General features: G+C 45.2%; 24 protein-coding genes. 17 read left to right on the top strand and 7 right to left on the bottom strand.

What is annotated here, in order from left to right; all coding sequences use genetic code 11:
* Positions 1 to 116: 116 nt before the first annotated feature.
* Complete coding sequence (locus PCH01S_RS18900) at positions 117 to 482, top strand: cupin domain-containing protein (protein ID WP_042231813.1); 366 nt, start codon at positions 117 to 119, stop codon at positions 480 to 482.
* 491 nt (positions 483 to 973) lie between these two features.
* Complete coding sequence (locus PCH01S_RS18895) at positions 974 to 1,543, top strand: dihydrofolate reductase family protein (protein WP_042231811.1); 570 nt, start codon at positions 974 to 976, stop codon at positions 1,541 to 1,543.
* Between the two features lie 360 nt (positions 1,544 to 1,903).
* On the opposite strand, the gene PCH01S_RS18890 is transcribed toward PCH01S_RS18895, so the two are convergent.
* Positions 1,904 to 2,755: an aldo/keto reductase gene (locus PCH01S_RS18890; protein ID WP_042231809.1), complete on the bottom strand. Its 852-nt coding sequence runs from the start codon at positions 2,753 to 2,755 to the stop codon at positions 1,904 to 1,906.
* Between the two features lie 173 nt (positions 2,756 to 2,928).
* Here PCH01S_RS18890 and PCH01S_RS18885 point away from each other — a divergent pair, with 173 nt between their 5' ends.
* The gene (locus PCH01S_RS18885; protein WP_042231807.1) at positions 2,929 to 3,378 is read left to right on the top strand and encodes a MerR family transcriptional regulator; all 450 of its coding nucleotides are present in this window, start codon (positions 2,929 to 2,931) and stop codon (positions 3,376 to 3,378) included.
* Between the two features lie 314 nt (positions 3,379 to 3,692).
* On the opposite strand, the gene PCH01S_RS18880 is transcribed toward PCH01S_RS18885, so the two are convergent.
* Positions 3,693 to 4,190 (bottom strand): YfbM family protein, encoded by a 498-nt coding sequence (locus PCH01S_RS18880; protein WP_042231805.1) that lies wholly within the window; start codon positions 4,188 to 4,190, stop codon positions 3,693 to 3,695.
* Positions 4,191 to 4,456: 266 nt separating this feature from the next.
* Here PCH01S_RS18880 and PCH01S_RS18875 point away from each other — a divergent pair, with 266 nt between their 5' ends.
* From PCH01S_RS18875 to PCH01S_RS18865, 3 genes are all read left to right on the top strand, one after another.
* Positions 4,457 to 5,452, top strand: coding sequence for a hypothetical protein (locus PCH01S_RS18875; protein WP_241688774.1), 996 nt, complete (start codon positions 4,457 to 4,459; stop codon positions 5,450 to 5,452).
* A 320-nt stretch (positions 5,453 to 5,772) separates the two neighbouring features.
* Positions 5,773 to 6,534, top strand: coding sequence for a DUF5986 family protein (locus PCH01S_RS18870; protein WP_042231802.1), 762 nt, complete (start codon positions 5,773 to 5,775; stop codon positions 6,532 to 6,534).
* Positions 6,535 to 6,561: 27 nt separating this feature from the next.
* Positions 6,562 to 7,722: a helix-turn-helix domain-containing protein gene (locus PCH01S_RS18865; RefSeq protein WP_042231800.1), complete on the top strand. Its 1,161-nt coding sequence runs from the start codon at positions 6,562 to 6,564 to the stop codon at positions 7,720 to 7,722.
* 273 nt (positions 7,723 to 7,995) lie between these two features.
* On the opposite strand, the gene PCH01S_RS18860 is transcribed toward PCH01S_RS18865, so the two are convergent.
* Positions 7,996 to 8,388, bottom strand: coding sequence for a hypothetical protein (locus tag PCH01S_RS18860; protein WP_042231798.1), 393 nt, complete (start codon positions 8,386 to 8,388; stop codon positions 7,996 to 7,998).
* Between the two features lie 188 nt (positions 8,389 to 8,576).
* Here PCH01S_RS18860 and PCH01S_RS18855 point away from each other — a divergent pair, with 188 nt between their 5' ends.
* The 3 genes from PCH01S_RS18855 to PCH01S_RS18845 all read left to right on the top strand — a co-directional run bounded on the left by PCH01S_RS18855 (position 8,577) and on the right by PCH01S_RS18845 (position 12,520).
* The gene (locus PCH01S_RS18855) at positions 8,577 to 9,581 is read left to right on the top strand and encodes an ABC transporter substrate-binding protein (protein ID WP_042231797.1); all 1,005 of its coding nucleotides are present in this window, start codon (positions 8,577 to 8,579) and stop codon (positions 9,579 to 9,581) included.
* Between the two features lie 151 nt (positions 9,582 to 9,732).
* The gene (locus tag PCH01S_RS18850) at positions 9,733 to 11,322 is read left to right on the top strand and encodes a helix-turn-helix domain-containing protein (protein ID WP_042231795.1); all 1,590 of its coding nucleotides are present in this window, start codon (positions 9,733 to 9,735) and stop codon (positions 11,320 to 11,322) included.
* 160 nt (positions 11,323 to 11,482) lie between these two features.
* Positions 11,483 to 12,520, top strand: a complete 1,038-nt coding sequence (locus tag PCH01S_RS18845) for an NAD(P)/FAD-dependent oxidoreductase (RefSeq protein ID WP_042231793.1) — start codon at positions 11,483 to 11,485, stop codon at positions 12,518 to 12,520.
* A 514-nt stretch (positions 12,521 to 13,034) separates the two neighbouring features.
* On the opposite strand, the gene PCH01S_RS18840 is transcribed toward PCH01S_RS18845, so the two are convergent.
* Both PCH01S_RS18840 and PCH01S_RS18835 read right to left on the bottom strand, forming a co-directional pair.
* A complete protein-coding gene (locus PCH01S_RS18840; RefSeq protein WP_241688773.1) occupies positions 13,035 to 13,439 on the bottom strand; it encodes a hypothetical protein in 405 nt (134 codons plus the stop codon).
* Positions 13,440 to 13,474: 35 nt separating this feature from the next.
* The gene (locus PCH01S_RS18835) at positions 13,475 to 14,092 is read right to left on the bottom strand and encodes a TetR/AcrR family transcriptional regulator (protein WP_042231789.1); all 618 of its coding nucleotides are present in this window, start codon (positions 14,090 to 14,092) and stop codon (positions 13,475 to 13,477) included.
* A 300-nt stretch (positions 14,093 to 14,392) separates the two neighbouring features.
* Here PCH01S_RS18835 and PCH01S_RS18830 point away from each other — a divergent pair, with 300 nt between their 5' ends.
* From PCH01S_RS18830 to PCH01S_RS18800, 7 genes are all read left to right on the top strand, one after another.
* Positions 14,393 to 15,226, top strand: a complete 834-nt coding sequence (locus tag PCH01S_RS18830; RefSeq protein WP_042231787.1) for a hypothetical protein — start codon at positions 14,393 to 14,395, stop codon at positions 15,224 to 15,226.
* Between the two features lie 346 nt (positions 15,227 to 15,572).
* Positions 15,573 to 16,082: an endonuclease V gene (locus PCH01S_RS18825; protein ID WP_042231785.1), complete on the top strand. Its 510-nt coding sequence runs from the start codon at positions 15,573 to 15,575 to the stop codon at positions 16,080 to 16,082.
* A gap of 19 nt (positions 16,083 to 16,101) precedes the next feature.
* Positions 16,102 to 17,427 (top strand): SMI1/KNR4 family protein, encoded by a 1,326-nt coding sequence (locus PCH01S_RS18820; protein ID WP_042231783.1) that lies wholly within the window; start codon positions 16,102 to 16,104, stop codon positions 17,425 to 17,427.
* Between the two features lie 118 nt (positions 17,428 to 17,545).
* Positions 17,546 to 18,739, top strand: a complete 1,194-nt coding sequence (locus tag PCH01S_RS18815) for a winged helix-turn-helix domain-containing protein (RefSeq protein ID WP_042231782.1) — start codon at positions 17,546 to 17,548, stop codon at positions 18,737 to 18,739.
* Between the two features lie 120 nt (positions 18,740 to 18,859).
* Positions 18,860 to 19,831, top strand: a complete 972-nt coding sequence (locus tag PCH01S_RS18810; RefSeq protein ID WP_042231781.1) for a helix-turn-helix transcriptional regulator — start codon at positions 18,860 to 18,862, stop codon at positions 19,829 to 19,831.
* Positions 19,832 to 19,916: 85 nt separating this feature from the next.
* The gene (locus tag PCH01S_RS18805) at positions 19,917 to 20,336 is read left to right on the top strand and encodes a RidA family protein (RefSeq protein WP_053228752.1); all 420 of its coding nucleotides are present in this window, start codon (positions 19,917 to 19,919) and stop codon (positions 20,334 to 20,336) included.
* A gap of 6 nt (positions 20,337 to 20,342) precedes the next feature.
* Positions 20,343 to 20,897, top strand: a complete 555-nt coding sequence (locus PCH01S_RS18800) for a DUF1697 domain-containing protein (protein WP_042231777.1) — start codon at positions 20,343 to 20,345, stop codon at positions 20,895 to 20,897.
* 99 nt (positions 20,898 to 20,996) lie between these two features.
* Here PCH01S_RS18800 and PCH01S_RS18795 read toward each other — a convergent pair whose 3' ends face one another.
* The gene (locus PCH01S_RS18795; RefSeq protein ID WP_042231775.1) at positions 20,997 to 22,169 is read right to left on the bottom strand and encodes an MFS transporter; all 1,173 of its coding nucleotides are present in this window, start codon (positions 22,167 to 22,169) and stop codon (positions 20,997 to 20,999) included.
* Between the two features lie 81 nt (positions 22,170 to 22,250).
* Here PCH01S_RS18795 and yeiL point away from each other — a divergent pair, with 81 nt between their 5' ends.
* Entirely contained in the window at positions 22,251 to 22,922 is a 672-nt protein-coding gene (yeiL, locus tag PCH01S_RS18790) for a transcriptional regulator YeiL (protein ID WP_042231773.1), read from the top strand.
* A gap of 260 nt (positions 22,923 to 23,182) precedes the next feature.
* On the opposite strand, the gene PCH01S_RS18785 is transcribed toward yeiL, so the two are convergent.
* On the bottom strand, positions 23,183 to 23,545 hold the full coding sequence (locus tag PCH01S_RS18785; protein ID WP_042231771.1) for a DoxX family protein: 363 nt from the start codon (positions 23,543 to 23,545) through the stop codon (positions 23,183 to 23,185).
* Positions 23,546 to 23,720: the final 175 nt, after the last annotated feature.

Below are 23,720 nucleotides of genomic sequence, written 5' to 3'. Positions count from 1 at the left end.
TATTTTAAAAATTACTTTACTATAATAGTGTCAAATCAAAGAAGATATTAGGTTGGAGAAATTTCATATGCAACAGATTAAAGGCCTGTTCACTGTAGAAATAAGGAGGGGTTAATATCCAATACCAAGCTATTAATCTGAATGAGAAGCTATCCCAATTCAACGACTATTGGTCTCTGAAAGTCATTGGTGAAATGAATGACTATCAATTTAAGCTTATTAAGATTGCCGGGGATTACGAATGGCATGTTCATCAAGATACCGATAAGGTATTTATCGCACTCGAAGGGGAAATGATCCTTGATTTTCGTGATGGCCAAGTGAAAATTTCCAAGGGTGAGATGTTTATTGTCCCAAGGGGAATAGAGATGAAGCCTTCCGCCGAAAAAGAATGCCATCTCATGTTGGTGGAGCCTAAAAGCGTTGTAAACACTGGCGGTCCTGAGACCGAAATAACAGCAGCCCACGATACTTGGATCTAGGGCTTGCTACAAGTAAGAACTAATGAATGAGAACATGATTTCTTGTGCAAATTCATGTGATTGATGAAGAGTAAAACCGTGTTCAGGATGGCTGGGTTTCCAATTTGTTTTGCATACTTGGATGGTCTGATTGAGCAATTTGCCCAGTAGATATAACCCTTGTCACTACAATAAAGGACACCCAATCAGGGTGTCTCGGCCTGCTGCCCCTGCTCCGAACGGAGTTTTGTCTACAGGCTGAGGGGACGTTTAATTACGTCCCCTTTTTTTCGTCTTACCATCACAGTCGCGTTAATCTCATAGCGCCTCAAATACATTGTGTTAAGCTAACGGGCAGGATTGGCAACATTAATGTCTTCAAAAAAATTCAGATTTCTACTTGAACGTTACGTAACGTAATGATTTATAGTGAACGTAACAGCGGGATGAAACACGGGCCAACGGCCAAAATAATCGAGCAAATAAACTTCGAAATCGGGGGAGAAACAAACATGAGAAAACTCGTATTGTTCATGCATGTGTCGCTGGACGGGTATGCGTCGGATTCGAACGGAGGACTGGGTTGGATTCCGTACAACGAGGAATTAGAGAAATACGCCGAGGAGGTTGTGGCCGAAGTCGGCTCTCCCGTATACGGACGCACGACGTATCGAATGATGGAGAGCTACTGGCCCACGGTGCTGGAAAATCCGAATGCGTCGAGGCACGATATGGAGCATGCCAAATGGGTGCAGGATGTTAAGAAGATCGTCATTTCCGGCTCGATGGACAAGGCTGAATGGAACAATACGATGCTGATCAAGGACAATATCGCAGAGGAAATCAAGGCGCTCAAGGAGCAGCCTGGCAAAAATCTCGTTATCTTCGGCAGCCCAGGGGCAGCGAAGACGCTACTTGAGTTCGGCCTGATCGACGAATTCATGCTGACGATTTGTCCGGTCATCCTGGGCGGCGGAAAATCGGTATTCGACGGCGGCGGTGAGAAAATCAGGCTCAAGCTGCTGGCCAGCCGAACGCTCAAGTCGGGCATTATCGCGGCCCGCTATGAGTTGGAGAAATAGCCGTGCCGTACAAGGTTTTCCATAACGGGAGAAGATAGTTAAATCAAGTTCGTTCAGGCCGCCGATTACTTCGGTGGCCTTCCGTGTATTAATAAGCAGGTTTGATTATGCCCTCTTGAAAGGTTGGCCAATACGCACTGCGGCATGCGCTTTTCGCACTTTCCGCCGATAGACCCGTTAAGCTGAACCGTACCCTAAATAAGGGCAAGTTTTTTTGGGTAGGTTTCGGGTCAAGGAAACGCTAGAAAGGTACATAGGGCAATCGTTTGCTATTCAAGTAAAGAAGGACAGGGGCGACCGCCCTGTCCTTTCTTACTAGATGAGGATAAACGCGTGATGAGTTTTCGGTTCGATTAAGGTTTACAGATCGACTCTCCAGTTGCCCATCATCTTGGCGACTTCCGGATCGCGGTACGATAAGAAGAGACTTTCCCGCGTATCAAGGGTCGAAATTTGTTCCATATCGTCCGCGCTTAACTCAAAGTCGAAAATATCGAAGTTTTCTATGATCCGCTCTTTGCGCACCGATTTTGGAATGACGACGACTTCGCGCTGAACAAGCCAGCGCAACACGACCTGGGCGACGGACTTGTTGTGTTTGTCTGCGATCGAGTCCAGCACTTCGTTCCCGAACATGTTGTTGAGTCCTTCAGCGAACGGCGCCCACGACTGGTGCTGCACTCCCTGCTCTTTCATAAAAGCGGCACTCTCGATCTGCTGGTAGAACGGGTGCGTTTCGATCTGGTTGACGGCGGGCACGATTTCGTTATGCACGATGAGGTCCATCAGACGGTCGGGCAGGAAGTTGCTTACACCGATCACCCTGATCTTGCCTTCGCGGTACAGATCTTCCATCGCACGCCAAGCGCCGTAGTAATCGCCAAACGGCTGGTGAATAAGGTACAGATCGAGATAGTCGAGCTGCAGCTTCTTCAAGGATTTGGCAAACGCCAGCTTGGCACTCTCGTAGCCGGCATCCTGAACCCAGAGCTTGGTCGTGATGAACAGCTCCTCACGCGGTACGCCACTGCGCTTAATCGCGCGTCCGACCGCTTCCTCGTTCAGATAACCGGCAGCGGTGTCGATCAGGCGGTAACCGGCCATCAACGCTTCATATACTGCGTTCTCGCATTCTTCAGCATCGGGAACTTGGTAGACACCGAAGCCGATGATCGGCATTTTCACACCGTTGTTCAATGTTACGGTTTGCATTGTAATTCCTCCCATTGTTCAAATGTAAAATGGCAACCGGCACGCATCCCGGGAATCGGGCATCGCAGCGGGGATTCCCTTCACGGCTGATTTGCGTTACAGTAAGCTTATTACCTTCGTGTTACACGAAGTCAAGCCGTTTTCAACAATTTATTTTCCAAGGAGGATTTCAAATGCATACGGTCAAAGAAGCCGCTTTGATAACGGGACTCACCGAGCACGCCGTACGCTTTTACACGGATAAAGGCCTGGTGCCAAGCGTACAGCGCAATCAAAACAACATCCGGATGTTCGACGAAGAGTCGATCAACTGGCTGCATGGAGTCAAATGCCTCAAGCAATCCGGGATGCCGATTGAAGTCATTAAAATGTACGTCGATCTCTGTCTCGAAGGGGATTCGACCATTCCGCAACGCTGGGCAATAATGATGGAGCATAAAGAAGCGGCGCTCGTTAAGCTTGAAGAAGCCAAACAGCACGTTGCCCATTTGGAGCAAAAAACCGCTTTATATCAGGCCATTCTGGAGCAACGCTCCCCAGACACGACCAATCCCGGCAACTGGGATAAAATTCAGCATATGCATTGTGACGTATTTTACTCGCCCCCTGTTCAGAAGGCGTAAGAGAACGGATACAATAGATGAATCATCGATAATAAGGCCGCCAATTACATCGGTGGCCTTTTGAATGTATTTATGAAATTTCGATCATTATCTTGAATTGAGCTTTTTAAATGTAATGAGCAAAATCGTAGGCAATCATGTGCTGCGGCACACTTAGGGCGATTTTTGTGACCAGACACGACAATGTTTTCCAAATTCGTGATATGATTTTGATACGTCTAGATGGCCTTCCGTGCATGTTATGTAGGCTTGATCATGGCCCCTGGATCGGGTATTGAAAGGTTGGCAACTATGCGCCGCGGCATGCGGCAGTTTTAATAAATGCTGATCAATATATCATGACCTTGGGCAAGGCTTTGTTCATAAAAATGAGTTAATTGGTTGAGTTCCGTTATGAGCTCTGTGAAACGTTCCTCAGCTTCATCGTCCGCCCAAATATCCGGGTAAATCTGTTTTGATCTAAAATCGGCAGGGTTGAAATGTTGCTTCAAGACGGTCCTGTCCACAGAATGAAGGGCTTTGAGAATGCGGGGAAGCTCATCCGAACCAATGGCACTTACGAATTCTTCCGTATCCAGCACGTGGACTCCTACAATAGCCTCGCTTAATGGGTGATCCTCGATCGGCTGTGAGGCAGAGTTTCCGGTTAGCAGATAATGCAATCCGTCCCATAATTTATCCATCTCATATACTGGACAGCGTTGTTTTCCCATAAGTTCCTCGACCTTCTCGACGATATGGGCATTGTCTAACTGGGCAACTTCATCCGCTAAAGCATCGTTTAATGATAAGAAACAGGCCATGATTCCCATATTTCGTCTTCTCCTTTATTTTCGGGGTGATTCGACAAAGGTAATCCTTTCAGGTGTATGAGGTTTATAAAACATTTTATCATTATTTTACAATACAAGAAAAGCTCGATTACTACTAAGCCCCGGATCTACAGTTTTGCTCTCGGGTGGGTCCTTCTATGTAATAACATCCGGCCACGACAGTTTCAGTAATGAGCTAAGAAGGTTGGCGGTTAAACGCCGCGCATGTGTCTAATATGTACTAGAGGAAGTGTTACAGTTTAACTATGAATAAACAAATAAACACGAAACATCAGCGTAAACAGAAGCAATGGGGGCAAGAGAACAAAGCGCCAACTGAAATACTGAGGCGGGAATCGTTGTTTAAATCTCTTGGATTTGCTGCAGTGGTATCGCTTTTTGTGTCCCTTCTTTTAGTTGGAATATTTTCGGTTCTGATCCTTTCGGTCAAATTTCCCCGTATGGGATGGTTGTCCTTTCTGTCGGAAGATCTGAAAATGCTGGCGATCAATGGCTCAGCTGTGTGTCTGGGCATTTTTTTATTCATAAGCGGAACAGCGCTATCCGGCTACTTGCGGCCACCGTATTCCATCGTAATGTCGCATGATCGGATTCAATTCTCGAAATGGGGCCGCCGCTACGATGTGGCATTCGAGGAACTGATCGGGGTCGAGCAAAAATTCAGAATCGCACGTTTTAGTTTTTTCTGGCTGCAAGAATACATTCTTTATACGCCCGAGCAGGTCATCAAACTGCCTATTAGATCTATCGAGGGCCGTTATAAAGTGGAGGATCGGTTGTTGCAAAGAAATGAACAGCTGAATAATCGGAAATTGGAGGCACTTGAAGCAACGGCGCAGTTACAAGCAAGTACAGATTCTTCCATATCCCCCGCGACTCGATTAACACTTACTTACAGTACAATAAAGACCCAGCGGATCGTCGTAGATTCTGAGCAAAACCGAATTATTTTTTCCGAAAGAAATCAACTGCCCGCAGACCAAATCAGGAAAATCGTCGTAGATTGCAATGCAAGTTTGGAAAATATCGGAGGCAGAAAGATCACATTCTGGCAGCAGAATGGCAGGAACTTTACCATCAAAACGAAAAATTATGCATGCTCGGACGCAGAATGGTTCACGCTGCTGCAAAATTTGCATATAGCCGCAAGGAAGCTGAACATTCCCCTTGAGGTCGATATTCCGCCGAATCGACCACTTCATATCTTTTCAGTCAACGACGAGAAAGAGAGAGCGTCTTAGAAAAGCAGACCTCGTGCTCATTAGACGAAGTCCTTGAATCGAGTAAAAGGCTGGCGATTATGCGCCGCGGCGGATTTTCCGCCGAAAGACCCGTTAAGCTGAACCTTATCATAAGTGACGGCGAAAAATTGGTGTGTAGATATGGTGTTGAAGGAGAACCGTATCACAAGTGAGGTAAAGTAACCATTTGAATTTAAAATTGAAATAAATCTCGTCAAGCGACATTTTTATTATGGTTTTTATGATAAAACTGAGTTTTGATTGACAAATAAAACGTTTTTGGTAAAATTATTTTATAAAATCAAAAGCGTGGTGATCACATGGATAATAATACCTTATCTATACCAATGGCTGATAATTATAAAACTATAATTATTGATGCGATTAGGAATGCAAATAAAAAGGACATAATGGAATTTAGAATGGAAAGAAAGGTCGAGACATTCAATAGTGTCCACTTTTTGAAATGGGATTTCATCAACACTAATATAATTCGGACGCTTCCGTCAGATCAGTTCCAATGTGTAAAAGTTAAGAGAGGTCCTTTGTGGGAACTTGTCTTGATTTATGATAAAGAAACAAAGTATTTATATGCGGCTATGCAAGAAAAAAGATTTCGCCAATTGAGTGAACGACTTTATAAAGAAACAGTGCACTACATAGATGCCCTTTCTTCAAAAAATAATGACTTGGAAGCTGACGTAGATCTTAACCCAGCCAAGCAAATTTATCTTTTTGATACTGAAAATGTTGACTGGAATGAACAGGTTGAATATGAGTTGAAGCTTATGTTACATCTGCTTGAGGGTGAAGTTACGCGATTTGTTCTTGTTACCTTTTCTACAGATAAAGGTGAGATAGCATCGGTTAATGCCATTATGCCTAATGCTGAATTGGAAATAGCCTACGAAGAAAACTGGAACGAGTTTATTACAGCCGATTTTAGCACAGCATTTGAATTGCAAGGAACTACTTCTGAACATGAGGAAGAAATTTTTGTTGGTCTTCGAGAAGGGGTCGTTTCTCATCAGCATGATGATCTTGTACAACTTAGAAATGATGAGATGGAGAAGGAAGGTTAAAATTCTTTCTCTTTAGGAGGAATAAGAATGTCAGTTGTAAGAGTTTTTAACGGGGACAGGTTAAAGGCTGCAAGAATTTACAGAGGTAAGACTATTGCCGAATTGGCTGATGAGGTACAAGTTAGCAAACAGTCAATTTCACAATACGAGAATGGGAAAGCCAATCCTAGTTTGGAAACACTACTAAAATTAATTAGCGCCCTTGGGTTTCCAAGGGATTATTTTTATGAAAAGGACGATAAGAGTATCAAAGTAGGTACTACTTACTTTAGAGCACTTCTATCTACCAATAAAAAAGATCGTCTTTCACAAGAAGAGAAAACAAAAATCCTAGCAAAGATATATCACACTTTAAATCAATTTGTTCAATTTCCAAAAATAAATATCCCCCCAATACGGGAAGGGATAAATGACATTGAAAAGGTTGCTCAAGCTACGCGCGATTATTGGAAGTTGGGTACTGACCCAATACCTAATATGGTTTACATTCTTGAAAAGAATGGATTCATTGTAACCTCATTTGGCACAGATAATGCGAACATTGACGCTTTTAGTCAACGACAAGAAGTTGATGGAGAAGAATATTTATTTATTGTTCTTGGAAGTGACAAGAGTTCGGCAGCAAGAAGACAATTTGATGCAGCCCACGAGCTGGGGCACATAATGCTGCATGATTGGAATGCTGATCTGGAACTTGTATCTCGTGAAGAGTTTCGTCAGATGGAAAATGAAGCGCATCAGTTTGCAGCTTCATTTTTACTGCCAAAAGAAGCTTTTTTGAAGGATCTAGTCTTACCAAATAATTTAGATTTTTATATAGAGTTAAAAAAGAAATGGAAAGTATCAATATCTGCAATGATAGTGCGGGCTTATCAGTTAAAGGCAATCAACTATAATCAGTACCAGTACTTAATGAGGCAAATATCGAAGAAGGGCTGGCGTACTAAAGAACCATTAGATGATGTTATTCAAGTATCCAAACCGACCGTTCTGAGGAAGGCTGTAGATGTCATACAAAGTAACGGGGTTCTTTCTGGGGATCAGTTTATGCATCAACTTTCTAAAAATAATGTGAGTATGATTAAAGATGAGGTAGAAATACTGCTTGGGTTAGACCGAGGCACTCTTAGTGAGGTTAAGCAAAATGCAGTCGTTTTAAGTCTGCGTCATAAAGATGTAAGAACTTAAATTAATAACGTCACACTGCTCATCGCGGTGGTATGATTTTAATCAATAAAAAGACGTAACTAAAACACACATGATCCATCCGTCATCACAGCCCCATACGCTCAACCATGTCAAAACAAAGGAGAACGCCCATCACAGGCGTTCTCCTTTTCGTACCGCGTGATCTTCTATTGCCTCTCTTGCTATTGCTGCGCATAGGTTTCACTCAAGCCAATGGATTCGTAATACTCCCGCGTCACCATTCCATAAGCTCGATCACAGCATCATGCTGCTCTACCGGGACAACTGTAGAATCGCCGCTGTGATGGCCTGTTCCCGCGCAGCCTCACGTAGCTTGATTTCCCTCAGCCCATAGTGCGTATCGCCGCCTGTACTGCCATTGATGAGCTTGTGTTTCATCTTCATCGCTTTGATGGCGGTGACAGGGCTAATCACTTCCATCTTGCTCAACGTATTGAAGCCCTTTTGAATTACTTCGTCCAGTAGTTCCAGATCGTGTTGGATGCGTTTCAGGCTGTATTGATCTGCCAGCTCCTTTTTGAGTGGGTCTGCCTTCGCGTGTAGAATTTCTATAGTGGACTCGTTTACAATCGCCTCCCGGCGTTGCTTGATGTAAGAGTAGCTATGATAATTTTCATTATGGCCTGTGACCCGGTCGACGGTCATGAATGTTTTTATTGTTTTTCGTTAGTACGGAAGTGACGAGTTTGTATAAAGCCGGTCGTAGAGAATGTATATTGATCATGCAATCCAATATGGGGTAAGATCTACTCAAGCTAAATGATAATGATTATCATTACAAATAAACGAATTGTTTGCTACAAAACATACTACTTATGGGAGTGAATTTAATCATGGCAAGATCGGGATTTATGAAAACAGGATGGATATCGCTTATAACGGCAGCTATGGTTACGGTGACAGGTTGCGGCTCGACAGGCGATCAAGCTGCGGCCACGGTGACTACCGATCAGCCTGCACAGGCAACGGCAGCTCCAAGCGGAGCTCCGCCTCAGACAGGAACGCGCGTCGTAACCGATGGCTTCGGAGAGGTAAAGATTCCGACAAAACCGAAGCGAGTCTCAGCTCTTTATCGTGAAGATTATTTGGTTGCGCTTGGGGTAACGCCTATTGTGCAATATTATAACCCGATGTGGGGGAAGCAGGATTATTTGAAGCTGGAAGTGCCGTTGTTCGACGTGACCGGCAGCATCGAGGCTTTGCTTGTGTCCGAGCCGGACTTGATCATCGGCACCGGAGAGGTCGATGCAGCACAATACGAGCTCTATTCCAAGGTTGCGCCGACATTCCGCTTGCCGGACGACGTACTTGCGGATTCGCGCAAAACATTGACCTTAATCGCCGATTTGCTTGGTATCAGCGGCAAGGCGGAGCAGGTTCTTGCCGATTACGAAGCCCGTATTGCCGATGTGAAGGCGAAGCTGAACGCGGCGATCGGCGATGAGAAGCTTGTTGTTCTGCGGATGAACGTCGTAGACAAATCGATTAATATTTTCGGCATTCATAACACATTTGTCGGACAAATCCTGTATGAGGATCTTGGGCTGAATGCACCGGGGTTCGCCAAGGCGATGACGGAGGGCAATATCGTTTTGTCGAAGGAGGTCATTCCGAAGCTTGACGCGGACCATATTATTTTGCTTCCGTCCAACGGGACGTGGGAGGAAGAGGGCAACGCAAAAGCACTTGAGGAAATGAAGGCAAATCCGTTATGGAAGACCGTTCCTGCATTTAAAAACGGCCATGTATACCCTGTAGAGAGATCGTATTGGCAGACGGGAGCCATTACGGCTAACGGATTGAAGATGGATGATTTACTTCGATTGCTGGCTCCTTAGCAGGAAAGAAGAGTGATTAAGTTCATTGGCGGGACTCATCGCCATAATTGGGAAAGAGCCGCTTTTCAACGAAGGTTGATGGGCGGCTCCTTTTGATTTACACTATATTCATTGAGAATGAATATCAATTAGAAGGCGGTTGAAAGTAACGATGGATATTGAACAGCGCAAACAAGCTGGGGCTGCTCCTTCAGTCCAATATGTGCTGCGATCGATCCGCTTAATCGTTGCGGGCGAGCAAGCGGAAATGAGGGATTTGGAAGGCAGCGATAGAAACGATAAGGAAAGCTTTGAACTGCTCATTATAATGAGCGGGACGGGACAAGGAAAATGCTATTTGCAGGGGCCTGGAAGATCTTTATCCGTTGATCAAGAGATGATGGGCGGCAGCTATTACCGAGTGTGCTTCGTAACGAGCGGCTATGATGCAGCCTCGAGCTTGCTGCCGCATAAGCAAGAGCTTGCTTGCGTACCCTTCGCGAAGACGATGGAGCTGCTTGATGAGTTATATGGACTCCGCGGGGCGAGCGACGAGCTCGAGCTGTTCCAACGATTTGTGAGATTTCAAGAGCTGCTGCTCTTTTTATTCCGCCAAAATGCACCTGCAGCCGAGGATAAGGGAACGGATATCGAGCGGCATGGGGTAGAGCTTAGCATACGGCATATTCATCAGTATTACCGTGAGCTTCTGACCGTTGAGGAGCTGGCCTCCCTCGCAGGCATTGAACGCTGGAAGTATACCCGTCTGTTCAAAGAGGCTACGGGTCAAGTACCGCTCCAGTACTTGAATGAAGTACGGATTAATCAAGCCAAGAAGTGGCTGGCAAGCGCCGATGACAAGTTGCTCGATATTGCGCTGAATGCGGGTTTCAACAATGAATATTATTTCAATCGTCGTTTCAAGCAGACGGTAGGCATATCGCCCGGACAATACCGTCGCAGCCGCAAGGGACAGCTTAGAGTAGTAGCGCCGTATTTGGAGGATTTCATAGTCGCGCTGGATATGCAGCCTATTGCCCAGTATTGGCATGCGAAATGGGGAAAACAAGACTATCTAGGCTTAAACCATATTCCGACGTTCGACGAGAACGACGGCAACTTTGACGCACTTTCCGGTTATGAGCCGGATTTGATATTGCTTATGGATCGTTACGAGCAACAGCAATATTCTGAGTGCCGACGCATATCCAACACTTGCATCCTGCGTGGGCAGACCAATAATTGGCGTACGCTGCTGCGTACCGTCGCCGATTATTTCGGTCGGACGGAGTTGGCCGACGATGCTATCGCAAAATATGATTTCAAAGCACGGAGCGCGAGTCATAAGCTGAGTCAGGTTATGAAAGGTGAAACGGTCGCTTTTTTGCGTATCTCGGCGGACCACATCATCCAATATACGGAAGAAGGGCAAGGCTTTGTTTCGACTGTTCTCTATGGCGATGTTGGCTTGCGCTCCTACTCCGCAGTAGGTGTAGCTTCAAAAGCGAATAGGCCGGGCATGTTCAATCTCTCTGTAGAGGACCTGCGTACGTTAACCGCGGATCATCTGTTCATTACTTTCGATAAGTGGCATAGCCAGGCAGAAGGAAAGGAGAGGGAACTGCTGGAGCAGCCAGAGTGGCGTGATCTGCCCGCTGTACGAAATAACCGCGTTTACGAGGTTGATTTTCTAACTTGGATGAATAACGGAATTATTTCCAACGGCAAAAAAATCGATGATATACTGCGATCGTTAGCTTGATTTGGTTTTGCTTGCGACTGAAAGGTCTGCATCCTCCATTTTATACAAAGCAACCGTCGATTTTGTTCATTGTTATTGTCACGCTGCCGAAACTACAATGATGTTGATAATGATTATCATAGCATGAATGTTACATGAGCCGGCTGGAGGAGGACATCAATTGACTGAGCAGCTTGAATTATACGATGTGACGATTATCGGCGGTGGTCCTGCGGGAATGTATACTGCTTTTTATAGTGGAATGCGCGATTTAAAGACGAAACTAATAGAAGCGAAAGACGAGCTGGGCGGGCGGATGCTTATTTATCCCGAGAAAATGATTTGGGATGTTGGAGGGGTTCCGCCAATCCTATGCGAGAAGTTAATCGCACAATTGTCGGAGCAAGCGAAGACGTTCGACCCGGCAATTGTATTCGGCCAGCACATTATCGGATTGGAGAAACAAGCGGATTCGACGTACATCCTGGAGGCGGCAACGGGGGAGAAGCACTGGACACGCACGGTCATTCTGGCTATCGGCCGCGGCATTCTGCGAATGGCAAAGCTGGAGTTGGAAGGGGCTGAGCGCTATGAGGTGTCCAATCTGCACTATACGGTGCAGGAACTGGAGCCTTTTAGGGGGAAACGAGTCCTTATTTCGGGTGGGGGAAATTCCGCTGTCGATTGGGCGAACGAGCTGGTTCCCATCGCTGCTCAGGTCACAGTCGTGCATAGGCGCGACCGCTTCGGCGGACATGAGAAAAACATTGTTCGAATGAAGGAGTCTTCTGCCGATGTGCTTACGCCATATGAAGTCACGCAGTTATACAGCGGTAACGGAAAGACGATTGAACGGGTGACGATTACCCATATCGAATCAGGGGACTCGCGCGAGCTAGAAATAGACGAGGTTATCGTTAACCACGGGCTGAAGTCCGATTTTACAGGTATCAAGGATTGGGGACTGGATATGGACGACTGGAACATATTCGTCAGCCCGAGACTTGAGACGAACTTGCCGGGCATCTTCGGGGCTGGCGACTTCGTCAATTACGAAAGCAAGCTCAACCTCATTGCAGGGGCGTTCACGGATGCGGCTTTAGCGCTTAACAGCGCCAAACGGTACATGGATCCCGAGGCGCCGAGAATGGCTTATGTATCGTCGCATAACGAGAGGTTTAAAGAACGGAACAAAGCGATTGGCATATCCGATGAATAGCAGGGTCTGCTAGCATTAGGGCGGGCGAGAAATCTATTCTACCTTCATATGGTGTATAAGAGATTGGACTGGAGGTGGAGTGGTGTCCGCAACTATATCGATTGCCCGGATAATCAGCCACGATAGGATTTAGCCTATTGAAATATGTATTAATATAGAAACTTCATTATCTATAACAAACGGAAGTTGAGTATCATTGGTGGGGAAGTTTTTACTCCCGGGTTTTTACAAATGTTAGCGATAACGGGTATGGGTAGAGATACGGTTGCATTTTTAGAGGCAGGAGACGTAGCATCTGAGCAGGCTAAAGAGCTTTAGGAAAGTATTCCAAAGTTTTCAGTCTAATAGTGTATTGTTTAGAAGGTTAAGAGGCACCCATTAATGGCTGCCTCTTAATTTAGCCGTTATAGGGTGTAAGCTGAACCGTACCATAAGTGACGGCAAGTCTTTTGCGGAATTACTTATGGCGTATGGGGTTGATATGTGTGTAGGCTACGTGCAAAGGAAATGCGAATCACGTTCGATTAGCCCTTAGCTTTGCTGGCTGAGGCATGGGTTTGAATCTGAGATACAATGCATGACCGAGGAGGAGGCCCCCGATGGCATAGACGATGGACAGGTAGATGCCACTATTATTCGTCGCAAGATAAGATGGGATGAAGACGTTTATGGCAACTTTTACAGTGACAAGAACAACAATGACGCCGATAATCCATAGTCTCTTCTTGCCTGGTGTGATGAGCCCGAGTCTTTGTCTGGCGACTGCCCAGCGTTGAACGAGACCTGCAATAATCCCTAGGACGATTCCTGACAGCAACAATAACCATTCGCGCATTCCGATCTCGTCCAATAGCAGACCCCACGCGATCCCTATCAAGATCAAGACGATACCGCCTACAAATGTTTTAATCAACCTCACCAACCCCTTTGCTTAATGGTAATGGATAAAGCGGTTCAAACCTTGCGCGCAGCTACTTGAAATATAGTAACGAGCTCTTTAGCATAAGCGTCCAGGTCAAGATCAAGACTCGCTGCTAACTGAAAGCTGAGTCCATCAATGGCTGATCGGATCGTGGCGGCTAAGACACGAGCGGAGAAATCAGTAAATTCCCGGAAATCCCCTTCCATAGTGCCCCTGTGCAACATCTTCACAAGCACATTGATCGTGGCATCCGTATCGATGTTCCTGAAATGGCGAGGCTTTCCCTCCTCGTCCCTTGCATGAAATATAATTTCCGTTACGGCAATAACATGCCTCCGATGCGATTTCATGAACAACACATTCTTCTCGATATATGTGTTAATCCAATCCAATGCTGTCGTCTGCGCCGCAAGATAAGGTGTCATGAACGTAGAGCCGGATTCGTATAAGTCGGACACAATCTGTTCGATTAGATCGTCTTTGCTGGAGAAATGGTAGGAAATCACCCCTTTGCTGATCCCAGCTTCTTTGGCGATTTGTGCCAAAGAGGCTTGTGCATAACCTTTCGTGGAAATAATCTCGATTGCGCATGCCATGATTTGGTTCCGCCTTGCTTCTTCGATGAACGACAACTTTTTTTGGCTGTTCATTTTGGTTTTTATCCTTTCGCTTTACATTTAGTACCAATGGTTGAATTTTAGTACGATTGGTCAAAAAAATCAAGAGCACTTCGAAAGTTAGTGTTATGTGGAAAACTTGCCGTTACAGATAGCGCGGGGAACCCCTAGTAGCTCGTGATGAATTTCTTAAAGAAATTAACTACATCGAAGCTGGTAATGGAACCGAAAAAATGATAAAAGACCATTATACGAGGAAATCTAAACTTAGCTATGAAAGCATTATTGAATTATATTTGAAAAATGATAGGCGATTAGGAACGGAGGGAAAGCTTGCTTAAGTGGAATAGCGATGTATGGGGAAAGCTGACAGGGCCGTACAGTTCTGCGGACAACGTACCTGTGTTATTGCAGCAGCTCATGCAGGAATATAGCCAGGAGGTTTTTGACGAACTCTTTCAGGAGTTTTTGTTCCATCAAAATACGATCTATACGGCTACCTACGCGGTGATGCCGTTTTTGGCGCAGCTAGCATGTTCCACATCGGATGAGGAAGTGCGCAAAGAACTGTTTATCAATTGCGGTATCATCGAGGCAAGCCGCGATGGGCGAGATGAGGCGCCATTCCCGGCATCTTGGGCAGAACTAGCTGAGGATGTAGGAAGCTCCGTTTGTACGGAATTGTATCGTGAATATGTAGAGGCAATTGGCAAGCTCAGGGTGCTTACAAAGGAAGTATTCGCCTTTACAGCCCAACATCCCATAGATGAGCTAGAGAAGCGTTACATTCTTGTTGCGGATGCTGCTTATCGGGGCTCATATCGCCCTGCCAACATGTTGATGACGTTTAGTAACGGTGATGAGTATGTGGCCGTGTGTCCGGCCTGCGAGGAAGATGTGTACATATGGCCTAATGAAGATCATGCAGAAATTCTTCAAGCCTATGAAGATGATCCCGTTTTTCACACTGGCCAGGAATCACAACCAATCGTTCCGGCAGCGTCATTTGCAGATGAAGAAGTACGCGCACTAGCGGAGCGGGCGGCAGCGATTGGAGAGCGAACATTGGCTGGGCATCTGCATTATTTAGCGGGGGAAACCGTATGTCCGTCCTGTCGTGAAAGAATCTCGGTATGGCCGTCTTTACTTGGCACATTTACAATGTAGTGCTGGAAAACCCTGAGTGATGGATGATTAAAATATATTCATATTAGGTGTAAGGCTGGCATCTCTAACCGAATATGCTCATCCCGGACAAATTTTCAAGGAGAACGACCATCAAGGTGTTCTCCTTTTCGGCTTGTCGGTAACGATGCGCTGCGGCAGTTCCTTTCACATTTTTCGTCGATGGAGACGTTAAGCTGACGGCGAAATGCATGGCAAAAACTCATCCGGCCAAGGGTTTAAGGGTGGAGGTTTCTTCTGTGCTGCGCCTGCGGCGGAAAAAATACTATGTGGTATAATGGAAATAATCTACAGCTTAAAATGAACTTAAAGGAAGGAATCGCTATTAATGATCATCGCTGTCGATGTGTATTATGAGGAAAATCAAGCGAAATCAGTGGGGGTTATTTTTCAAAGCTGGGAAGATTCCAAACCACTCGACGTCATCGTGTCTTATACGGAAAACCCTCACGAATACGAACCAGGTTTTTTCTATAAACGAGAGCTCCCTTGCATACGGGAACTGTTGAAACTTACTGATCTAAACCAAATACACACCATTGTTGTGGATGGCTATGTGTACTTAAACAATGAGAAAAAGCCCGGGCTCGGACATTATGTTTACACAGCTTTTTCAGGGAAAATTCCAGTGATCGGTGTTGCAAAAAGTGCCTTTCACGACAATGAGGCTTTTGTCAAAAAGATTTACCGAGGCAACAGCTCCAAGCCTTTGTATATAACCTCTATCGGCATGGAGCTAGCAGTCGCTGCCGAGCATATACAGAGTATGTACGGAGAATATCGATTTCCACATCTGCTGAAATTGCTGGATAAGCAAACGAAGGAAGCCCGGCTATAATTCAACAGGGGGATTCAATATGTTGTTTTGGAAGAAAGAAACGCAACTGGATCGAATAAAATACAAACTCGAAAAAGCCATGCGCAAAGATACGGCTTTTTTGGTGTTCGGAGCATCCTCACACAAATACAAGGTTGATGAAAAGCTTACAGCAAAAGAGCTTACGGACTGGCAAGCAAAGAATCAGGTCACACTCCCGGAGCCTTATGCGCAGTTTTTAACGAAAGTCGGAAATGGAGGTGCCGGGCCGTATTACGGGATTTATTCGATTGAAAAGGCAACTTCCTATACCGATAGTGCACTCACTACAAAATGCGTTCTGCACCCCAGAATGACAAAAGAGGAATGGAACCATTTGACCAAGCCCCTGATCAATGATGAGGACATCTCCGACCTGGAATACGACGCGGCCCGTGATAGGGTGATGGGCGGAATGTTGTGCATTGGCACACAAGGCTGCGAATACGATATGTATCTCGTACTTGAAGGGGAAAACAGGGGAAAAATCGTTTACACTTCGGATTTTTATCCGGATCGTCCCTTTTTCTTTGTCTATGAAGATAACTTTCTGGACTGGTATGAGCGCTGGCTGGACGAAATTATTCTGGATTATGATATCGGGTGGTTTGGTAGTAGAATGCCGGGCGATGAAAATGCGTTGATACAGGTTTATCAAAACGCCCCAAACGAAGAAATCAAAACAAAAGCGCTTGAGGGAATGTTCAAGTTTAAGAAAACCTCGCAGCTAACCATTGATTTTTTAAAAAGCGTTGCGGAGCAAAGACAAAATGATCGCACTACAGCCATTCAGCTAATCTGCAAAACCTCTGTTGACGCGGGAAGAGACTTTCTTCTCGAGCTGTTGCATTCAGAAAGAAATGAGGATTTTTTACAAGCTTTAAACATTGTGAACTGGCACGGTAAATCTGTTGATTTAGCGGAATTCATACAAGTGATATTGCGAAGTCTTGACAGGGTTCACGACCCGGAAACGTTACGTCATGTGGGGTATGTTTTAGAATCCTCCGGCGCGATTACACTCCAAAACTTTGCGCCCTTTTTGTGCCACAACGACCCGAATATACAAACTGCCGCTATCTATGCCACACGCAATTGCACTAACAAATCGGAAAGTTGGGAAACCATTGAACAGATGTTAATGGGTGGCGACAAAGAAGTTGTGAAAAACACTATTATATATTGGGGCATTATCCCTCATGAGAAGTTATTGCCTTATTATAAGGCTGAGTGGCCGGAATATAAAAACAATAATAATTTCAGGGAAAAATTTATGGGTTGTTTGAAGGAATTAAATTTGCCGGATGATTATTTTGACAAAGAATAATTTGAGTAGGGGTGAATAGGGTCGGCGAAGCCGTCCATCACACCTCAGCGGGTACGTGGACAAATTCGCCTTCACGCCTTCGTTTTTATACTGTACTAAACTAGAGGTAGGTGCGAACATGATCCAGTTAACAAACCGCCAGGCACGGCAATTTCTGTTGTTGAAGCATGGACTTCTGGGCGAATATAAATTTAGTGGGAAGCAGGGCGTATTGGACTTCGCTCGGCAGGTCAGTTGCATTCAATACGACCCCATCGATGTTTGTGGGAAAAACGCCGAATTGGTGTTACAGTCGCGAATCAAGGGATTTACCAAGGGAATGCTCGCCGAGCTGCTGTATGAGGATAGAAGCCTTGTCGATTATCCCGACAAGAACCTGGCCATTATCTCTGTCGAGGACTGGCCATATTTTGAGCGATACAGGCAAGCCGCCCGACAACATGCCAAGCGCTATCCCGAAATGGAAGCGTTGACAACGCAAGTACGGGCTCATATCCAAAATCACGGTGCACTAAGTTCGGATGATTTAAAATTGGATGGAGATTTCTCTTGGCGATCGGCCATCCACTGGAGCGGTGGAAACAATTCATCTCGATCGGTGCTGGAACAGATGTATTCGACGGGTGAGTTGATTATTCATCATAAAAAAGGAACGCGTAAATATTACGATATAGCCAAGAAGTACATACAGCCAAATCTGCTGAATGCATCAGAGCCGCTGGAGGATGAGCTTGAGCATCACAAGTGGAGGGTATTGCGTCGAATCGGCTCTGTTGGCCTCTTATGGAATCGTGCGTCAGATGCATGGCTGAATATATGGGGGTTGAAAGCAGCGCAGCGCAACGAGGTTTTTCGCCAGCTATTGTACGAAGGTCGCATTGTTGCTGTTGCCGTGGAACAAATAAAGGATATGCTGTACTGCCTCGCGGAGGATTTACTGCTTATTGAGACCGTTCTGCAAAATCAGGAGCCGAAATTACGTTGCGAGCTTATTGCCCCTCTAGATAATTTAATATGGGACAGAAAACTCATCAACGAATTGTTTGGCTTCGATTACACCTGGGAGATTTACACGCCTGCAATCAAACGAAAATTCGGCTATTATGTGCTGCCTCTATTATATGGAGAGAGCTTCATTGGGCGAGCCGAAATAATCGTGGAGCGAAAAACCGGAACGCTCGTTGTTAAAAACATCTGGTACGAGAACGGTGTGAAGCAAACAGCGCAATTGCGGACAGCCTTGAACAGTTGTTTCCAAAAATTTGCGTTATTCAACGGGTGTGAGACGATTTCGGCAGAGTCTATGAACTGATACACGTAATGCGAATCGAATTCGCGGCTACTCTCCTGGTGCCCTTTAAATTTCGCTCTACAAAAGATACGGTGACCACTAAAATCAGTCTCATTTCATAAGTAAAAGAGGGCATTTCAGATGGCAAAATGGGATAACATGCTATCCATGATTTGGATGCTGCGAGCCGGAAGGAAGCTCACTGCTGCGCAGATCGCAGACAGTTTGGAAATTAGCGTCCGCACCGTGTACCGGTATATTGACGCATTATGTGCCAGCGGCGTGCCGGTCGTCGCGGAATCAGGCCATGACGGCGGCATTCGTATTCTAGAAAGCTTCCAGGAGGCACCCTTATTCTTCAACTCTGTAGAGCTGAAAGCGCTTGTGGACGCGTATAAGTTTGCGCAAGGCGCGGGCTATCCGTATACGGAGGAGCTGGAAAGCGCGCTGAAGAAGGTGGAGAACGGGCTGCACGAAGAGCAGCGCGATGATCTGTCCCGCCGGACGGGAGGCTTGGATGTGATTTCCCCGGCGCGTCCGCCTTCCGTTGTTCCGCTGCTAAGGGACCTGGAGCAGGCGGTTAATGACGGGCGAACGGTGCGCATCGATTATCGCAAAGCGAATGCGGAGCAGGCCGATGAACGTGATGTCGATCCGTACGGACTCGCTTATGACCGAAATGAATGGTACGCTGTCGCGTTCTGTCATCGGTCGCAGGCAGTACGGACGTTCCGCGTAGATCGCATCGCGCGATTGGAGCCGACCGAAGCACGGTTTGAAAAGCCGGAGCGTTTCTCCGCGTCCGCCTATTTCCGCGACCAGTCCGCGCGGGGACGGGAGGCGGACGGACCGCTGACGGTCATCCGCATCGAGGGAGAGCCCGACACACTGAACGCGGTTTGCGGCCACTGGCATATGCGCCACTATTTGACGGAACGAACCGATCGGGAGGCGTGGTTTCTGCTCGACGTCCCGACGATGAACAAGTACCTTCCGATGTATCTGATGACGTTCGGCACGGCCATTCGCATTCGGGAGCCGCTTGCACTGAAGCGTCGGGTCCAGGAGATGGCAGCGGCAATCGCACAACATTACGATATCGGAACCGATTAAACTTCACTGACGGTAACTGTCAGTGAAGTTGTTTATTATTAAGATATAGAACATAAATCAAATCATGAAGGAGGAAACCAAACCGATGTCAACTTTTACAATGGGGCATATAAACCCGGAAGGTTTATTCAGATCAGAAGCATTTAGTCAAGCGATTACCGTCACAGGAAGGGCAAAAACCATTTATATTGGCGGGCAGAATGCTATTAATTCAAAAGGTGAGCTGATTGGGGTTGGTGATTTGGAGTTGCAGACAAAACAGGCGCTTCATAATATCAAAACCATTTTAGCTGCTGAAAATGCGAGTTTCGCCGATCTGGTCAAACTCAATATCTATTTAGTCAGCGGAAGCGACCCGCTTGTTGGTTACAAAGCATTCCAAGAGATGACCGGTTCATTGGATAATCCCCCACTGGTCACCGTGCTGTTCGTTTCGGAATTTACATCGCGTCCTTCTTGCCTTCTTGAGATAGACGGAATTGCAGTCATTGAAGGTAAGGACTAAGTTGGTATGGTCTATACGGCTCTGCTTCGCGGGATCAATGTCGGCGGAAACAACAAAGTAGATATGAAAACACTTAAAAAATCATTCGAGCAGGCGGGTATGAAAAACGTCGTTACCTATATCAATTCGGGTAATATCATTTTTTCAACCACCAGCCGCTCCAAAAATGAGTTAGCGCAAATTCTCGAAAAGGCGATTATGGATACCTTCGCTTTGCAAATCAAGGTGCTGGTACTTCATTTAGAAGACATGAAAAAAGTAATATCCGTCCTCCCGGAATCATGGATGAATAATGATAAATTGAGATGCGACGTCCTTTTTTTATGGAAAGCTATCAATGACGAATCCATTCTCGATAAGCTGATCTTCAAACCTGAGATCGAAACGGTGAAATATGCTCCAGGCGCGATTATATGGGCGATTGACAAAATAAACGTGAACAAAGGCAGCCTTACAAAGTTGGTTGGTACGGAGTTGTACCGACAGATGACAATCAGAAATTTAAATACGACACGAAAAATATATCAGCTTATGCTGGCGGCATACGAAGACGACAAATAAAGGCAGTCGATCATCATGAATAAAGATCGGCTGCCTTTTTTGCGCTAAAGAAGAAGATGGGGAAGCGTTTGGCCAAATAAGGAGTGAAGCTTATATGCTTCAACTAGGTAGTAAAGCTTTCTTTCTACGTTCAAGCTTTTGATATACAAGCGCAATCAGCATGGCCGGCAAGGTACAAACAAGCATTCCGATAAAGGCATATCTAGGTTCAATCTCGTATAAATAGCCCCCGAACATGGTAAACACGGCTGTGCTCCAGCTAAGGGCAAGCGCTGAATATATGCCTTGTGCTTTCGGTATCTGATCTTGTGGAATGTGTTTGATCAAGTATTTCATAAAGGCATAATGTCCCATTGCAAACGAGAATGCATGTAAAGTCTGCGCGAGACTGAACATAATTACATTTGGAAAAACAAATACTAAGATCCAACGAACGGAAGAACCGATGGCTGATAGGGTCAGTAAAGCGCCTACTGAGAATTTGTTAAAGCTCTTATCCGCAATAGAGAAAAAGATGATTTCGGCAATTACGGAAATATTAATAATGAGACCAATCAGATAGACTGGAGCATGGATATGTTGCAGATAAATATAGCCATAATTGTAATAAGCGGCATGGGCTGCCTGAAGCAGAATAACAATCAGCAGGACCAAGCCAAAGTGTTTAATACGGAATAAATGCAGCATGCCTGCTTTTTTTGTTTGGTCTACTTGTCGCTTTTCAGTTAAGCTATCAGGTGCCCTCATAAAACTGAGACCTACAAACACAATGAGTCCAAGCAATAACGCCCAATAAATCACTTCGTCTCCAAATCTTCCTGTAAAAACGGTTAGAATCATGCCGATGGAGACAAACCCAATGGAGCCCCATTGACGACTTCTTCCATAGTGTCTTAATTGTTTGCTTTGCACAAGGACACTGGCCGTACTATCTAAAGCAGGCATCAAAATGGGATAAAATAGGTGGAACAGGATCGTTACTGTGAGTAAACCGGTAAAGGAGTTTGCCGGAATATAACATAGAATGGCAGACAGTGCGCCGATTCCGGCCACATTTAATAGGACTTTACTGCTAAGCCTTGCTGATAAATAAGGAAATGCGAATAAGGTGGACAGGCCTCTTGCAATTAAACCGAAGCTCATGATCAAGCTGGCTTGTGAGACGGTAATTCCTTTTGTATAAATCATCCACCCTGACCAAAATGGCAGGAAAATGCCCCATGTCATAAAAAAACTAAAGAAACGTGTACTCATCCAGCGGTGTGCGTTCATTATTATCCTCCTCGTTATGTGTATGATATCATCGTGTGAAATAAGGAGAATAGGAGATATCTCGTATTTTGGGGGTGAAATATGGAAGTTTACAAAGGTGAGAAAAAAAGATTATATCTGGAGAAGAACTCAATAGCACCTCTATTTTCCTTCCAAGTTGAAGACTTTATGGAAGTGCACGAATACCAGCGGGATGAATGGATTATTAGAGAAGGAATGAGACCTGATTTCTTATTCTATGTAATGGAAGGAAAAGCAAAAATATATGTAAGTCATCAAAACGGGAAAGTATCTCTAATTAATTTTATTAATGCTAATGATTTTATTGGGGAAATGGAGTTATTAAATGACGTGTATTACACAAAGGGGATTCAAGCATTAACGAAAACCATTTGTTTCGCGCTTCCGGTTCACAGATATTGTACACAGTTACTGGATGATGCAAAATTTCTGCGGGAATTGACCAAATTTTTAAGTGTAAAAGCTACATTTATGGCAGCAAAGTATTCACAAAGCCTAGCTTTCCCGCTTGAAAACCGGCTTGCGGATTTTATTTTGCAAACTGCCGATGAAGGGATTTATAAGGAGAAGCATGTAACGGTTTGTGATTATTTAGGTGTATCTTATCGGCACTTATTGCATGTCCTCACAAAATTTTGTGAAAATAATTACTTGCAAAAGGAGGGGCGGAGCTATCGGATTAAACAATCCCATGTTTTGTATGAACTTGCCGAGGCGTTAAAGAATAAATGAATGGGCGTACACATGGGATAAACTTCGAGGAGGCAATTATCCTCTGGTGTAATAGGATGTTGGAAGTGTTAAAGCAGCGGCAATCTAGGACGTAATTTTCCGGTCCAAGGATGCCGCTGCTTTCGATTTTCGAATCATTCTAATACTTATATGATAAAACCTGACGGTTTATGGTTAGTTGACGGAGAGGCCGTTATCGATAGAAGGGCGTAAACTGCGGTTGATTTAAGGCCAATAAGTCCGCATTTATCGAGTTACGGCTACATCCACTTTAAACGACCAATCGCAACAAATAGGGCAAAGGCTAAGAAAATGATGTTCACGCCAATTTGCCTATATTCGCCTCGCATAATATGGAATACGGCACCGAAGAGAACGATTGCAGCAAGTCCGGCCGCGGCAGTCGGCGTCAAAACAGGGACGATTTTTGTGGCTTGAGGCAAAATTAAACCTATCACTCCAAGCAATTCCACTAAACCAATAAAGAAAACGAGAGCTTTTGGAACGTCACTCACCCATGTCCAAGACACTTTTGCTGCTTCATACTGAAACGCCTTCAACCAACCGGAATAAATAAATCCTAATGCTAATATCCCTTGTACGATCCATAAAACGACATTCATGAATTGCGCCAACTCCTTATCACTTTCATCTATTGATATCCCAACCTAACTAACGATAATCCAACCTGTTATTTCTTCAGTCGCCTCCTCTTGTGTCTATTGAGCTCTAGGTGCATAATAATCTATAGAAATCGCTTTAGGAAGTAGTTACTTAAAATAAACGTAGTATACAAAA

The organism is Paenibacillus chitinolyticus NBRC 15660 (genome assembly GCF_000739915.1).
GTDB classification, from domain to species: domain Bacteria; phylum Bacillota; class Bacilli; order Paenibacillales; family NBRC-103111; genus Paenibacillus_F; species Paenibacillus_F chitinolyticus.
This window is presented reverse-complemented; position numbering and strand designations above follow the sequence as displayed.

Excerpts from the sequence above, each read along its gene's own strand:
- PCH01S_RS18895 (WP_042231811.1), top strand. The coding sequence starts at position 974 with ATGAGAAAACTCGTATTGTTCATGCATGTGTCGCTGGACGGGTATGCG.
- PCH01S_RS18810 (WP_042231781.1), top strand. The coding sequence starts at position 18,860 with ATGGCAAAATGGGATAACATGCTATCCATGATTTGGATGCTGCGAGCC.
- PCH01S_RS18855 (WP_042231797.1), top strand. The coding sequence starts at position 8,577 with ATGGCAAGATCGGGATTTATGAAAACAGGATGGATATCGCTTATAACG.
- yeiL (WP_042231773.1), top strand. The coding sequence starts at position 22,251 with ATGGAAGTTTACAAAGGTGAGAAAAAAAGATTATATCTGGAGAAGAAC.
- PCH01S_RS18820 (WP_042231783.1), top strand. The coding sequence starts at position 16,102 with ATGTTGTTTTGGAAGAAAGAAACGCAACTGGATCGAATAAAATACAAA.
- PCH01S_RS18870 (WP_042231802.1), top strand. The coding sequence starts at position 5,773 with ATGGATAATAATACCTTATCTATACCAATGGCTGATAATTATAAAACT.
- PCH01S_RS18800 (WP_042231777.1), top strand. The coding sequence starts at position 20,343 with ATGGTCTATACGGCTCTGCTTCGCGGGATCAATGTCGGCGGAAACAAC.
- PCH01S_RS18795 (WP_042231775.1), bottom strand. The coding sequence starts at position 22,169 with ATGAACGCACACCGCTGGATGAGTACACGTTTCTTTAGTTTTTTTATG.
- PCH01S_RS18890 (WP_042231809.1), bottom strand. The coding sequence starts at position 2,755 with ATGCAAACCGTAACATTGAACAACGGTGTGAAAATGCCGATCATCGGC.
- PCH01S_RS18815 (WP_042231782.1), top strand. The coding sequence starts at position 17,546 with ATGATCCAGTTAACAAACCGCCAGGCACGGCAATTTCTGTTGTTGAAG.
- PCH01S_RS18875 (WP_241688774.1), top strand. The coding sequence starts at position 4,457 with ATGAATAAACAAATAAACACGAAACATCAGCGTAAACAGAAGCAATGG.
- PCH01S_RS18785 (WP_042231771.1), bottom strand. The coding sequence starts at position 23,545 with ATGAATGTCGTTTTATGGATCGTACAAGGGATATTAGCATTAGGATTT.
- PCH01S_RS18805 (WP_053228752.1), top strand. The coding sequence starts at position 19,917 with ATGTCAACTTTTACAATGGGGCATATAAACCCGGAAGGTTTATTCAGA.
- PCH01S_RS18880 (WP_042231805.1), bottom strand. The coding sequence starts at position 4,190 with ATGGGAATCATGGCCTGTTTCTTATCATTAAACGATGCTTTAGCGGAT.
- PCH01S_RS18885 (WP_042231807.1), top strand. The coding sequence starts at position 2,929 with ATGCATACGGTCAAAGAAGCCGCTTTGATAACGGGACTCACCGAGCAC.
- PCH01S_RS18865 (WP_042231800.1), top strand. The coding sequence starts at position 6,562 with ATGTCAGTTGTAAGAGTTTTTAACGGGGACAGGTTAAAGGCTGCAAGA.
- PCH01S_RS18825 (WP_042231785.1), top strand. The coding sequence starts at position 15,573 with ATGATCATCGCTGTCGATGTGTATTATGAGGAAAATCAAGCGAAATCA.
- PCH01S_RS18860 (WP_042231798.1), bottom strand. The coding sequence starts at position 8,388 with ATGACCGTCGACCGGGTCACAGGCCATAATGAAAATTATCATAGCTAC.
- PCH01S_RS18835 (WP_042231789.1), bottom strand. The coding sequence starts at position 14,092 with ATGAACAGCCAAAAAAAGTTGTCGTTCATCGAAGAAGCAAGGCGGAAC.
- PCH01S_RS18850 (WP_042231795.1), top strand. The coding sequence starts at position 9,733 with ATGGATATTGAACAGCGCAAACAAGCTGGGGCTGCTCCTTCAGTCCAA.